Origin of the sequence: Pantoea sp. CTOTU46764 (assembly GCF_031974595.1) — a bacterium.
GTDB classification, from domain to species: domain Bacteria; phylum Pseudomonadota; class Gammaproteobacteria; order Enterobacterales; family Enterobacteriaceae; genus Pantoea; species Pantoea trifolii.
In genome coordinates this window covers 1-12,448 of record NZ_DALYOQ010000064.1, presented here as the reverse complement: position 1 = coordinate 12,448, position 12,448 = coordinate 1, and the positions used below count along the sequence as shown (strand labels likewise).

The window sequence follows — 12,448 nt, the reverse complement described above, 5'->3', positions numbered from 1 at the left end:
GCCGTCATATTCTGGCGAGCGCAATACTCTACTGATTATCATGCGCGATTGCGTTGATAGCCGTCAGCTTTTTTGTTTCAGAAGGTTGATGCGAGAAAACTCGCCGCTACCAACGGTTTTTTGGCGCTTTTTTCGGCGAAAAACCGCGTCACCATCGCGATGGTGGCACTTTGTAAGAGTAGGTTTTTTTGGGAATATGTGCATACTGTGCGCTTTTTGATGGCTTGAGCGGAAGGCAAGTGCCTCCGGCTCCAACAAAAGACAACTTATGAGCTCGGATAAGAAACAGTCCCTTGGGGCCGTCACGCTGGCGGCAATTGGCGTGGTGTATGGCGATATCGGTACCAGCCCGCTCTATACATTGCGTGAATGTCTCTCTGGTCAGTTTGGATTTGGCGTAGAGCGCGAAGCGGTATTTGGCTTCCTGTCGCTGATCTTCTGGCTGCTGATTCTGGTGGTGTCGCTGAAGTACATCAGCTACGTGATGCGTGCGGATAACGCCGGTGAAGGCGGGATTTTAACGCTGATGTCGCTGGCCGGACGCCATACCGGTGCCAGAGCCACGGCAATTCTGGTGATCATGGGACTGATTGGCGGCAGCTTCTTCTACGGAGAAGTGGTGATAACGCCGGCGGTTTCGGTACTATCGGCGATTGAAGGTCTGGAAATTGCCGCGCCAAGTCTTGATGCCTACATCGTGCCGTTGGCGATTGCAGTGCTGACTTTGCTGTTTGTTATCCAAAAACACGGCACCGGCATTGTCGGCAAGCTGTTCGCGCCGGTGATGTTGCTGTGGTTTTTGGTGCTGGCGGTTCTGGGCGCGCGCAGCATTATCGACAATCCTGACGTCCTGCATGCGATGAACCCGTATTGGGCGGTGCACTTCTTCATCCAATATAAAACTGTCTCCTTCTTCGCGCTGGGCGCGGTGGTACTGGCGATTACCGGCGTAGAAGCGTTGTATGCCGATATGGGCCACTTCGGTAAATTCCCGATTCGTCTCGCCTGGTTCATCGTGGTGCTGCCTTCACTGGTGCTCAACTACTTTGGTCAGGGCGCGCTGCTGCTCAAACATCCTGAAGCGATCAAAAACCCGTTCTTCCTGCTCGCGCCGGATTGGATGCTGATCCCAATGTTGATTCTGGCGACCTTAGCCACGGTGATTGCGTCGCAGGCGGTGATTTCCGGCGTGTTCTCATTAACGCGTCAGGCGGTGCGTCTCGGCTATTTGCCGCCAATGCGCATTGTGCACACCTCCGAAGAGGAGTCCGGGCAGATCTACATTCCAGTGATTAACTGGCTGCTCTATTTCTCGGTGGTGATTGTGATTGTCGGCTTCGAGCATTCCAGCAATCTGGCGGCGGCTTACGGCATTGCGGTAACCGGCACCATGGTGCTGACCGCCATTCTCTGTTCAACCGTGGCAATTCAAAACTGGCACTGGAACCGCTATCTGGTGGTGTTGATTCTGGTTGCCATGTTAATCATCGACGTGTCGCTGTTCTCCGCCAACCTGATCAAGGTGTTCTCCGGCGGTTGGCTGCCGCTGACGCTGGCGCTGATGATGTTCATCATCATGACCACCTGGAAAAGCGAGCGTTTCCGCCTGCTGCGTCGTATGCATGAGCACGGCAATTCCCTCGAAGCGATGATCGCGTCGCTGGAGAAATCGCCGCCGGTACGCGTGCCGGGCACCGCAGTGTATATGTCGCGGGCGCTGAACGTGATTCCGTTTGCCATGCTGCATAACCTCAAGCACAACAAAGTGTTGCATGAGCGTGTGGTGCTGCTGACGCTGCGTACGGAAGATGCGCCTTATGTGCACAATGTGCGTCGTGTGACCATCGAACAGCTGTCGCCGACCTTCTGGCGCGTGGTAGCGAGTTACGGCTGGCGCGAAACGCCAAACGTTGAGGAGATTTTCCACCGCTGCGGCCTTGAAGGGCTGAACTGCCGCATGATGGAAACCTCCTTCTTTATGTCGCATGAATCGCTGATTATCGGCGATCGTCCGTGGTATCTGCGCCTGCGCGGCAAGCTGTTCCTCGCGCTGCAACGCAATGCGCTGCGCGCGCCGGATCAGTTTGAAATCCCACCGAACCGCGTGATCGAGCTGGGAACCCAGGTCGAGATTTAACGCTGCGCGCGTCACCAACTCAAGGTGACGCGCAATCCTCCGCTGGCGCGCTGACTGAACTGCAAGCGAACGCCGTGCAGCTGGGCAATATTCTTCACGATAGAAAGCCCTAATCCGCTGCCGGTTTGCGCCTGTCCCGGCGGTCGCCAGAAGCGTTCACCCAACCTTATCAACTGCTCATCGCTGACGCCTGGCCCGTTATCATCAACGGTAATGGCGCGGGCATTGAGCTGCACATCAATAGTGCTGCCCGACGGCGAATAGCGCAGCGCGTTATCCAGCAGATTGCGCACCATCAACCCCAGCAACAGCGGATGACCGTTCATCACCGGTTCGGCATGGCTGGTGAACTGCAAAGCGATGTTTTGTTGTTCTGCCTGCGGGAAGTGCTCCGCCAGCAGGTTTTGCAGCAGCGGTGCCAGCGCCACCGGTTGAAACTCGCTGCGCAGATCGTCTGCTTCCACGCGTGACAGCGTTAAGAGCTGATCCACCAAACGCGTGGCGCGCACAATGCCGCTATCCAGCTGCTGAATCGCCCGTTTACGCATCGCTTCATCATCATCGGCCAGCTGAATCACTTCGCTCTGCACGCGCAGCGCCGCCAGCGGGCTGCGCAGTTCATGGGCGGCATCGGAGGTAAAGCGACGCTCGCGCTGTACCAGATGCGCCATGCGACTGAACAAGCCGTTGAGCGCCACCACCAGCGGCTTCACCTCTTTGGGCAAGCGCGTGTCCGGCAATGGCGTAGCATCATCCGGCGCTCGTTGATGCAGCGAAAGCGTGAGGCGCTTCAACGGGCGCAGCTCAAACCACACCAGCGCCAGCAGCAACAGCAGCATAAAAGGCATGGCGATCAACCACGGCAGCAGGCTACTGAGCGCCAGATCGCGCGTCATATCTTCGCGGTATTCCCACTCTTGCCCAACCACCACGCGATAACGCTTATCCGCAGAGGTGAGCCACACTAAGCGCCAGCTCTCTTTATCGCCGCGCAGGCGGCCATCGGTAAAGCCATCACGTTGGTAATCAAACTCTAAATCACGCCCATTTTCGCCGTCATTGAGCAGCGGCTGGCCGTCGGCGCTGAAAATGGCAAACGCCAGCGCATCGTCATCCTGATCGCCACGATGATGACGCAGGATCGACTTGGTTTTAGGCAGTTTTTCGTCCTGCAGCGAGGTGGGATCGAGCTTAATCAGGCGTTTGGCGAACAGCATTTGCTGAGTATCAAAAAGCTCGTCTACCGTATCGCGGGTTTGGTGCCAGGCGCTGAGGCTGGCCAGGCCGCCGCACAGCATAATCAGCAGCACAAAGCCGATGGCGAGGCGCAGAAACAAACTCATTCTGCCGCTCCCAGCGTATAACCGACGCCGTGTACGGTGCGAATAAACTGGCTGCCGAGTTTCTTGCGCAGATGATGAATGTGCACCTCCACCGCATTGCTGGAGACATCTTCATCCCAGCTGTAGAGCTTTTCTTCCAGCTGACTGCGCGTTAGTACACGGCCGGGATTGCGCAGAAACAGTTCCAGCAGCGCCAGTTCGCGGCTCTTCAGGCTGACGGCTTCGCCATCGCACAGCACGCTATGGCTGCCGGGCGCCATCACCACTTTGCCGTGTTTGAGTTCTGGCTGCAGTTGGCCGTGACGGCGACGGATCAGCGCCTGCAAGCGTGCCGCCACTTCTGTCAGCGCAAACGGCTTGCACAGGTAATCGTCGGCACCGAGCTGCAATCCCTGAACGCGCTGATCGAGCGCATCGCGCGCGGTGAGGATCAGCACCGGCACATCCTGTCCTTGCTGGCGCCACTGACGCAGGATATCCAGACCATCGCGTTCCGGCAGCGACAGATCAAGCACCACCGCGTCCCAGGGCGCGGCCGCCAACGCCTGAAATCCGTCTTCGCCGGAGACAAACCAATCCACGCTGAATCCGAGTTTGGTTAACCCGACTTTCAAACCGTCGCCAATCAGCGTGTCATCTTCTATCAGTAAAATGCGCATCTACTCTCCTTCTGTTAAGCGGAGTTATACGAAGCACAATCGCTCTTGTACAGCGAAAATCCCGGCAAATAGACTATTTTTCATGAATGTTAGCCCGACGGATTCTCTTAAGATCCTGTTAAGAACCTTATGGTGAAATAGCTTCCGTAAACCAACACATTCATGGAAAAGAGGTGACCTATGAAAAAGTCTGCAGCCCTGTTAGCTATCATCGCCCTGGCCGCCACGCCGGTTCTTGCCGCTCAGCAAGGTGGCTTTGTTGATCCGAATGCGCCATCCGCGCAGGTGAAGTCTGGTGGCTTTAAAGCCGATAACACCAGCGTTGTCACGGTGAAACAGGCCGAAGAGATGAAGGACGATAGCTGGATCACCGTGCGCGGTACGCTTGAGAAGCAAATCGGTGATGAGGATTATCAGTTCCGTGATGCCACCGGCACCATGAAGGTCGAGATCGATCATAAACGCTGGAACGGTTTGACCATCACGCCGAAGGATCAGGTAGAACTGACCGGCGAACTGGATAAAGATTTCAACTCCATCGAACTGGACGTGAAACAGGTACGTAAACTGCCTTAATCCCTGCATCGGGGCCGCAGCAGCGGCTCCAATATCCCACCAAACTCAAATTCTCTCTGGTACAAGCGAAACGTTTCGATGGCGATCACATTTCCGTGATGCCGCCATTGAGTTGCCGTGCGCATTTTATACACTCCCGATCAGCGAAACGTTTCGCTGTGGAGTGGAAGAAATGAAAAAAGGTCGCTTGTTAAACGCTGAAGTCTCTCATGTGATTGCTCGCCTGGGGCACACCGATACGCTGACGATTGCCGATGCAGGCTTGCCGATTCCGGCTGGTCCACAGCGCATCGATCTGGCGTTAACGCCGGGTACGCCCGAATTTTTACAGGTGGTTGAGGTAGTCACGCAGGAGATGCAAGTCGAAAGCGCCCTGATGGCGGAGGAGATTAAGCAGCACAATCCGCAGCTCCATAGCGCACTGCTCGCCGTGCTCGAAGCCTTGCAACAGCACCAGGGGAATGTCATCACCATTCGTTACACCAGCCATGAACAATTCAAACAACAAACGCAGCGTAGTCAGGCGGTCATTCGCAGCGGAGAGTGTTCTCCGTATGCGAATGTCATCCTGAGCGCCGGCGTGACCTTCTGAGGCCGCTATGCAACCGTTATTGCAACTCAAAGGGATTGAAAAGTCGTTTCCCGGCGTGAAGGCGCTGAATGGCGCATCGCTCGCTGTTTATCCGGGACGCGTGATGGCGCTGGTGGGTGAAAACGGTGCCGGCAAATCTACCATGATGAAAGTGCTGACCGGCATTTACAGCATGGATGCCGGTTCCCTGCAGTGGCTCGGTCAGGATGTGGCGTTCTCTGGCCCGAAAGCGTCGCAGGAAGCGGGCATTGGTATTATCCATCAGGAACTTAACCTGATTCCGCAACTGGCCGTCGCCGAGAATATCTTCCTTGGCCGCGAATTTGTTAACCGCTTTGGCCGTATCGAATGGAAAAAGATGTATGCCGAGGCGGATGCGCTATTAAAGCGCCTCAATCTGCGCTTCAACAGCCACAAGCTGGTGGGCGATTTGTCGATTGGCGATCAGCAGATGGTCGAGATCGCTAAAGTGCTCAGCTTCGAGTCGAAAGTCATCATTATGGATGAACCCACCGATGCGCTGACCGATACCGAAACGCTGTCGCTGTTCCGCGTCATCAACGAACTGAAAGCGCAGGGCTGCGGCATCGTCTATATCTCGCACCGCATGAAAGAGATCTTCGAGATTTGCGATGACGTCACCGTGTTCCGTGATGGGCAGTTTATTGCCGAGCGCGCGGTGTGCGATCTCAGCGAAGAGAGCCTGATCGAGATGATGGTCGGCCGCAAACTGAAAGATCAATATCCACGTATCGATCAGCAGCCGGGTGAGATCCGCTTAAAAGTTGAAAACCTCAGCGGTCCGGGCGTTGATGACGTCAGCTTTACGCTGCGCAAAGGGGAAATCCTTGGCGTGTCGGGCTTGATGGGCGCGGGACGTACCGAACTGATGAAAGTGCTGTACGGCGCGCTGCCGCGCAGCAAAGGTAAAGTCACGCTGAATGGCCGCGAAATCACCACTCGCTCCCCGCAAGAAGGATTGGCGAACGGCATCGTTTATATCTCCGAAGATCGTAAGCGCGATGGTTTGGTATTGGGCATGTCGGTGAAAGAGAACATGTCGCTAACCGCGCTGCGCTATTTCAGCACCGGCGCAGGCAACCTGCGTCACAGCGATGAGCAGTTGGCGGTGGGCGATTTTATCCGCCTGTTCAACGTCAAAACCCCATCAATGGAGCAGCCAATTGGCCTGCTGTCCGGCGGCAATCAGCAAAAAGTGGCGATTGCGCGCGGCCTGATGACGCGCCCTGATGTGTTGATTCTTGATGAGCCAACGCGCGGCGTCGATGTCGGGGCAAAGAAAGAAATTTATCAGTTAATTAATCAGTTTAAAGCCGAAGGGCTGAGCATCATTTTGGTGTCGTCGGAAATGCCGGAAGTGCTGGGCATGAGCGACCGCATCGTAGTGATGCATGAAGGCCATCTGAGTGGCGAATTTTCCCGTGAGCAAGCTACCCAGGAATCCCTGATGGCGGCGGCAGTCGGTAAGCAACACAGCGAGGAGTTAGTTGTATGAGCACCCAAACCTTACCCGCCAGCCGTCGTTGGTTCAGCAAAGCCTGGCTGCTGGAGCAAAAATCACTGATTGCATTGATTGTGCTGATCGCCGTGGTTGCCAGCCAGAGCCCGAACTTCTTTACGCTGGCCAACATGTTCAACATTCTGCAGCAGACGTCGGTCAACGCCATTATGGCGGTTGGCATGACGCTGGTGATTCTGACTTCGGGCATTGATCTGTCGGTGGGATCGCTGCTGGCGCTGACCGGCGCGGTGGCGGCATCGATCGTCGGATTAGAGGTGAATGCGCTGGTGGCCGTTGCGGCTTCGCTGGCGTTGGGGGCGGCGATTGGCGGTATTACCGGCGTGATTGTGGCGCGCGGCAAGGTGCAGGCTTTCATTGCCACGCTGGTGATGATGCTGCTGCTGCGCGGCGTCACCATGGTTTACACCAACGGCAGCCCGATCAATACCGGTTTCAACGATAACGCCGATCTGTTTGGCTGGTTCGGTATCGGTCGTCCGCTGGGCATCCCTACGCCGGTGTGGCTGATGGTCGCGGTATTTGGTCTGGCGTGGTACATGCTGCATCACACGCGCCTTGGTCGTTACATCTATGCGTTAGGTGGCAACGAAGCGGCGACGCGTTTGTCGGGTATCAACGTTAATCGCGTCAAAATCATCGTTTATTCGCTGTGCGGCCTGCTGGCGGCATTGGCGGGCACCATCGAAGTGGCGCGTCTCTCTTCCGCTCAACCTACCGCGGGCACCGGTTATGAACTGGATGCGATCGCGGCGGTGGTGCTGGGCGGTACCAGCCTGGCGGGCGGTAAAGGCCGCATCATGGGCACGCTGATTGGTGCATTGATCCTCGGTTTCCTGAACAACGGCCTGAATCTGATGGGCGTATCGTCTTACTACCAAATGATTGTTAAAGCCGTCGTCATTCTGCTAGCGGTGCTGGTGGATAACAAAAGCAGTAAATAACTCTGACCTTCACACAGGATTTAAAAATGAAAAAGTTAACTGCATTGGCCGTCATTCTTGGCGCCACCCTCAGTGCTGGCGCGATGGCAAAGGACACCATTGCTCTGGTGGTTTCAACCCTGAATAATCCGTTCTTTGTGTCTCTGAAAGATGGCGCACAGAAAGAAGCTGACCAACTGGGTTATAATCTCGTGGTGCTGGATTCGCAGAACAACCCGGCGAAAGAGCTGGCGAACGTGCAGGATCTGACGGTGCGTGGCACCAAGCTTTTGCTGATCAACCCAACCGATTCTGATGCGGTGGGTAACGCCGTGAAGATGGCGAACCAGGCGAACATTCCGGTGATCACGCTGGACCGCGTAGCAGCACAGGGCACCGTAGTGAGCCACGTGGCGTCTGACAACCGTTTCGGCGGCAAAATGGCCGGTGACTTCATCGCCAAAAAACTGGGTGATGGCGCGAAGATTATTGAGCTGCAAGGTATTGCCGGTACGTCTGCGGCGCGCGAGCGTGGCGAAGGCTTCAAACAGGCAGCCGATGCGCACAAATTCAACATCCTGGCGAGCCAGCCTGCTGACTTCGACCGTACTAAAGGTCTGAACGTGATGCAGAACCTGCTGCAGGGACATCCGGATGTGCAGGCCGTCTTCGCTCAGAACGACGAAATGGCGCTGGGCGCGCTGCGTGCTCTGCAAACCGCCGGTAAAACCGACGTGCTGGTGGTGGGCTTTGACGGCACCGCTGACGGTGTGAAAGCTGTCGAATCAGGTAAACTGACCGCCACTGTGGCGCAGATGCCAGACAAGATTGGTGTGATTGGCGTGCAGACGGCCGATAAAGTATTGAAAGGCGAGAAGGTGCAGGCGGTTAATCCGGTTGACCTGAAGCTGGTGACCAAATAATAAGTAAAGAAAAGCAGGGCAACGCGCCACCGTCCTGGTGGCGCATCTTTCTGGATGAATCCCAATGACCACAAGCGCAAAACTGGCCGTTCTCGGCAGCATCAATGCCGATCACATCCTTAACCTCGCCCACTTTCCACGTCCTGGCGAAACGGTGATCGGGAAACAGTACCAAATTGCCTTTGGCGGCAAAGGGGCCAATCAGGCGGTGGCTGCCGGTCGTGCCGGTGCAGACATTGCCTTTATTGCCTGCGTAGGCGCTGATGATATCGGCGAGCGTATTCGTCAGCAGTTGCAGCAAGACCGCATTGATACCACACCGGTTGAAACCGTCGCTGATGAATCGACCGGTATTGCGATGATCTTCGTGAATGGCGAAGGCGAAAATAATATCGGCATCTATTCCGGTGCCAATGCGGCGCTGACGCCGGCACGCGTTGCGCAGCATCAGCAAGTGATTGCCGATGCCGATGCGTTGCTGATGCAGCTGGAATCTCCGCTGGAAAGCGTTCTGGCCGCCGCGAAGATTGCCCGCGCGCAGCAGACGCAAGTGATCCTGAATCCCGCACCGGCCACCGCGCTCTCAGATGAGCTGCTCGCGCTTATCGACATCATCACGCCAAATGAAACCGAAGCTGAAATTCTCACCGGCATTGCGGTGAAGAGCGATGAAGATGCCGCGCGTGCTGCTGCGGCATTGCATGCCAAAGGTATCGATACCGTGTTAATCACTTTAGGCCGTCGCGGTGTGTGGCTGAGTGAGCAAGGCAACGGCGTGCGCATTCCGGGCTTCAGCGTGCAGGCCATCGATACTATTGCGGCGGGTGATACCTTCAACGGGGCTTTTATTACCGCACGTCTGGAAGGTATGCCAATGCACGATGCCGTACGTTTCGCCCATGCCGCCGCTGCGATTGCGGTGACGCGTCCGGGCGCGCAGCCCTCAGTGCCGTGGCGCACTGAGATCGACGCTTTCCTGCAGCAACAGGGCTAAGCGCTTGGCTACCATGAAAGATGTCGCCCGCCTGGCGGGCGTCTCGACCTCCACCGTTTCACACGTCATTAATAACAATCGCTTTGTCAGCGAGCAGGTGCGTGAAAAGGTGGATCAGGCGATTCGCGAGCTTAACTATGCGCCGTCCGCGCTGGCGCGCAGCCTGAAGATCAAACAAACCCGCACCATCGGCATGCTGCTGACCGCCAGCAGTAACCCGTTCTATTCCGAAGTGGTGCGTGGCGTGGAAAACAGCTGCTACGAACGCGGCTACAGCTTGATTCTGTGTAATACCGAAGGCGATGAAGAACGCATGAATCGCAGCCTTGAGACGCTGATGCAAAAGCGCGTCGATGGTTTGTTAATGATGTGCACCGAAACTCATCTGCCTTCAGCGGAGATCCTCAATCGTTATCCGTCGGTGCCGATGGTGATGATGGACTGGGCACCTTTTGAAGGGCGCGGCGACATTATTCAGGATAACGCGCTGCTCGGCGGTGAGCTGGCAACTCAGCATCTGATCGATCGCGGTTATACGCGCATTGCCTGCATTGCCGGCCCGCAGGATAAAACCCCCGCGAGGTTGCGTCTTGAAGGTTTCCATAAAGCGATGGCCAACAGCGGATTATCGGTTCTACCGGGTTTTGTGGTTGATGGTGATTTCGAGTTTCAGGGCGGCTTCAACGCCATGAATCAACTGCTGACGCTGGATACGCTGCCAGAAGCGATATTTACCAGCAACGATGCGATGGCGGTTGGCGTCTATCACGCCTTGTTCCAGGCTGGATTGCGCGTGCCGCAGGATATTGCGGTGATGGGCTATGACAACATCGAGCTGGCGCGTTACCTGACGCCGCCGCTTAGCACTATCCATCAGCCGAAAGATGAGTTAGGCGAACTGGCGATTGATACCTTGATTCATCGTATGAGCGATCCCGACGCCAGTCAGCAAACGCTGGTGCTGACGCCGGAGCTGGTGGAACGCGGTTCGGTCTAAGCCGATTTCTTCTTTTTCTCGCGGTTGGCGATTAGATTACGGCCGTCGCCCGGACGTAACATCATAAAGGTAAAGGCAGACAACACCGTGACGACGCCCATCGTCAGGAAGGTGGCGTGGAATTGCGCGACGGTTGTCGCCTCGACATCCTGATAGAAACGCAGCACTGCGGCGCTCACCGCCACACCAAAGCTGATCGACAGCTGCTGCGTTACCGCCAGCACACTGTTCCCGCCGCTGGCGTTCTCATCATTTAAATCCGCCAGCGTGATGGTGTTCATCGCGGTGAACTGCGTTGACATCGCCATCCCCAGAATCAACAGTGCCGCCAGCAACATCACCACGCTGCCACCCGGCGATTGCAGTGAGAAGGTGGCGATCAATATGCCAATGATGATGGTGATACCCACCAGCGTATGGCGATAACCGAAGCGGCGCAGCACTTGCGTCACAGTGGATTTCGCCAGCAGCGCGCCAATCGCTGTCGGTCCCATCATGCAACCGGCAATCAGCGCGGGATAACCAAAGCCCACTTGCAACATCAGCGGCATCAGGAATGGAATGCAGCCGGTTCCCAGACGCGAAGCGATGTTGCCAAGGATGCCGACCGAGAAGGTGCGGGTTTTAAACATTGGCAGATTAATCAGCGGTGCCGGATGACGACGTGCGTGCACTATATAGAGAAGAAGTAATGCAATGCCGCTCAACAGCACCAACACCGCTTGCCACGGCAACACCACGCGTTCGCCAAACAGTTCGATGCCGACCGAGATCAACACCAAACCCAAACCAAACAGCAGGAAGCCTAAAAAGTCGAAGCGGCGTTTTGGTGTCGTGAAGTCCGGCATATATTTGCGCGCATAGAAGATGCCGGCGATACCGATGGGAATGTTGATGAGGAATATCCAGTGCCAGCTGGCGTAGGTCACTAACAACCCGCCGAGCATTGGGCCCAGAATCGGCCCCACCAAACCCGGCATGGTAACGAAGTTCAACACCGGCAGCAGTTCACTGCGCGGATAAGCGCGTAACAGCGCCAGGCGCGCGACGGGCATCATCATCGCTCCGCCAATCCCCTGCACCACGCGCGAGACCACCAACATGCTCAATGACCCGGATAAGGCACAGGCCAGCGAACCCAGCGTAAATAGTGATACGGCAAGAATGAAGATTTTACGTGTGCCGAAGCGATCGGCCAACCAGCCACTCACCGGGATCAGCATTGCCACCGTTAGCGTGTAACTGATGATGGCGGATTGCATGGCTAAAGGAGAACGTTCAAGGCTGGTGGCGATAGCAGGAAGCGCAGTGTTCAGGATGGTGGCGTCAAGTGCTTGCATGAAAAACGCCATGGCGGCGATCCAGGGCAAGCCGGCCATACTGCGCGCGGAGCGAATCATTGAAAGTCCTTCTCGAATAATTGTCAGCCTGCGACAAAGAAATAACGTTTGGTTAAAGAGGATAGCATTGGTGTTTAAGGTGATGGCGCTGATTTGTGCCGATGAAGCGGCGATTTTGACTGATTCTTCGCCGGGAAATGTCTGTTTTTAACGCGTTCGTTTAAAAAAGAGGCGCTCAGTCATTTTTTTGCAATTAATCCTTGTCACCTCCGAATAACTCCCTATAATGCGCCACCACTGAGACGGCAAAGTGGCAACGCAGACGCCTCGGCAGGGAGTGAAGAAATTCATCCCGCCGGATGAAAACGATGAAAAAAGTGTTTGACTCCGAAGGAGAGTAGCGTAGTATACGCCACCTCGCGAC

The 12,448-nt window shown here is 55.9% G+C and carries 12 protein-coding genes; 9 read left to right on the top strand and 3 right to left on the bottom strand.

All coding sequences use genetic code 11. The annotated features are described in order from the left end of the window. Positions 1–268 precede the first annotated feature (268 nt). The gene (kup, locus tag RTM06_RS17820; protein WP_256697882.1) at positions 269–2,137 is read left to right on the top strand and encodes a low affinity potassium transporter Kup; all 1,869 of its coding nucleotides are present in this window, start codon (positions 269–271) and stop codon (positions 2,135–2,137) included. A gap of 11 nt (positions 2,138–2,148) precedes the next feature. On the opposite strand, the gene qseC is transcribed toward kup, so the two are convergent. Beyond that, the gene (qseC, locus tag RTM06_RS17815) at positions 2,149–3,480 is read right to left on the bottom strand and encodes a quorum sensing histidine kinase QseC (RefSeq protein WP_312183959.1); all 1,332 of its coding nucleotides are present in this window, start codon (positions 3,478–3,480) and stop codon (positions 2,149–2,151) included. Then, positions 3,477–4,139 (bottom strand): quorum sensing response regulator transcription factor QseB, encoded by a 663-nt coding sequence (gene qseB / locus RTM06_RS17810; RefSeq protein ID WP_312183957.1) that lies wholly within the window; start codon positions 4,137–4,139, stop codon positions 3,477–3,479. The genes qseC and qseB overlap by 4 nt, the downstream gene beginning before the upstream one ends. Positions 4,140–4,319: 180 nt before the next feature. Here qseB and RTM06_RS17805 point away from each other — a divergent pair, with 180 nt between their 5' ends. The 7 genes from RTM06_RS17805 (at position 4,320) to rbsR (ending at position 10,684) form a co-directional block, all read left to right on the top strand. Beyond that, positions 4,320–4,715: a YgiW/YdeI family stress tolerance OB fold protein gene (locus tag RTM06_RS17805; protein WP_008106749.1), complete on the top strand. Its 396-nt coding sequence runs from the start codon at positions 4,320–4,322 to the stop codon at positions 4,713–4,715. Between the two features lie 172 nt (positions 4,716–4,887). After that, positions 4,888–5,307: a D-ribose pyranase gene (rbsD, locus tag RTM06_RS17800; protein ID WP_008106751.1), complete on the top strand. Its 420-nt coding sequence runs from the start codon at positions 4,888–4,890 to the stop codon at positions 5,305–5,307. 7 nt (positions 5,308–5,314) lie between these two features. Next, on the top strand, positions 5,315–6,823 hold the full coding sequence (gene rbsA / locus RTM06_RS17795; protein ID WP_312183954.1) for a ribose ABC transporter ATP-binding protein RbsA: 1,509 nt from the start codon (positions 5,315–5,317) through the stop codon (positions 6,821–6,823). Then, positions 6,820–7,791, top strand: coding sequence for a ribose ABC transporter permease (gene rbsC / locus RTM06_RS17790; protein ID WP_008106756.1), 972 nt, complete (start codon positions 6,820–6,822; stop codon positions 7,789–7,791). The genes rbsA and rbsC overlap by 4 nt, the downstream gene beginning before the upstream one ends. Before the next feature lie 26 nt (positions 7,792–7,817). Continuing rightward, a complete protein-coding gene (rbsB, locus tag RTM06_RS17785) occupies positions 7,818–8,693 on the top strand; it encodes a ribose ABC transporter substrate-binding protein RbsB (RefSeq protein ID WP_008106759.1) in 876 nt (291 codons plus the stop codon). A 64-nt stretch (positions 8,694–8,757) separates the two neighbouring features. Then, complete coding sequence (gene rbsK, locus RTM06_RS17780; protein ID WP_312183951.1) at positions 8,758–9,687, top strand: ribokinase; 930 nt, start codon at positions 8,758–8,760, stop codon at positions 9,685–9,687. A gap of 4 nt (positions 9,688–9,691) precedes the next feature. After that, positions 9,692–10,684, top strand: coding sequence for a ribose operon transcriptional repressor RbsR (gene rbsR, locus RTM06_RS17775; RefSeq protein ID WP_409455813.1), 993 nt, complete (start codon positions 9,692–9,694; stop codon positions 10,682–10,684). Here rbsR and mdtD read toward each other — a convergent pair. Continuing rightward, on the bottom strand, positions 10,681–12,084 hold the full coding sequence (gene mdtD / locus RTM06_RS17770; RefSeq protein WP_293797457.1) for a multidrug transporter subunit MdtD: 1,404 nt from the start codon (positions 12,082–12,084) through the stop codon (positions 10,681–10,683). The two genes, rbsR and mdtD, sit on opposite strands and share 4 nt — an antisense overlap. Here mdtD and RTM06_RS17765 point away from each other — a divergent pair. Next, positions 12,023–12,235, top strand: a complete 213-nt coding sequence (locus RTM06_RS17765) for a hypothetical protein (protein WP_312183974.1) — start codon at positions 12,023–12,025, stop codon at positions 12,233–12,235. The two genes, mdtD and RTM06_RS17765, sit on opposite strands and share 62 nt — an antisense overlap. The last annotated feature ends 213 nt before the right edge of the window (positions 12,236–12,448 follow it).

Excerpts from the sequence above, each read along its gene's own strand:
- qseB (WP_312183957.1), bottom strand. The coding sequence starts at position 4,139 with ATGCGCATTTTACTGATAGAAGATGACACGCTGATTGGCGACGGTTTG.
- kup (WP_256697882.1), top strand. The coding sequence starts at position 269 with ATGAGCTCGGATAAGAAACAGTCCCTTGGGGCCGTCACGCTGGCGGCA.
- RTM06_RS17805 (WP_008106749.1), top strand. The coding sequence starts at position 4,320 with ATGAAAAAGTCTGCAGCCCTGTTAGCTATCATCGCCCTGGCCGCCACG.
- rbsK (WP_312183951.1), top strand. The coding sequence starts at position 8,758 with ATGACCACAAGCGCAAAACTGGCCGTTCTCGGCAGCATCAATGCCGAT.
- rbsB (WP_008106759.1), top strand. The coding sequence starts at position 7,818 with ATGAAAAAGTTAACTGCATTGGCCGTCATTCTTGGCGCCACCCTCAGT.
- rbsD (WP_008106751.1), top strand. The coding sequence starts at position 4,888 with ATGAAAAAAGGTCGCTTGTTAAACGCTGAAGTCTCTCATGTGATTGCT.
- rbsC (WP_008106756.1), top strand. The coding sequence starts at position 6,820 with ATGAGCACCCAAACCTTACCCGCCAGCCGTCGTTGGTTCAGCAAAGCC.
- rbsA (WP_312183954.1), top strand. The coding sequence starts at position 5,315 with ATGCAACCGTTATTGCAACTCAAAGGGATTGAAAAGTCGTTTCCCGGC.
- mdtD (WP_293797457.1), bottom strand. The coding sequence starts at position 12,084 with ATGATTCGCTCCGCGCGCAGTATGGCCGGCTTGCCCTGGATCGCCGCC.
- qseC (WP_312183959.1), bottom strand. The coding sequence starts at position 3,480 with ATGAGTTTGTTTCTGCGCCTCGCCATCGGCTTTGTGCTGCTGATTATG.
- RTM06_RS17765 (WP_312183974.1), top strand. The coding sequence starts at position 12,023 with ATGAAAAACGCCATGGCGGCGATCCAGGGCAAGCCGGCCATACTGCGC.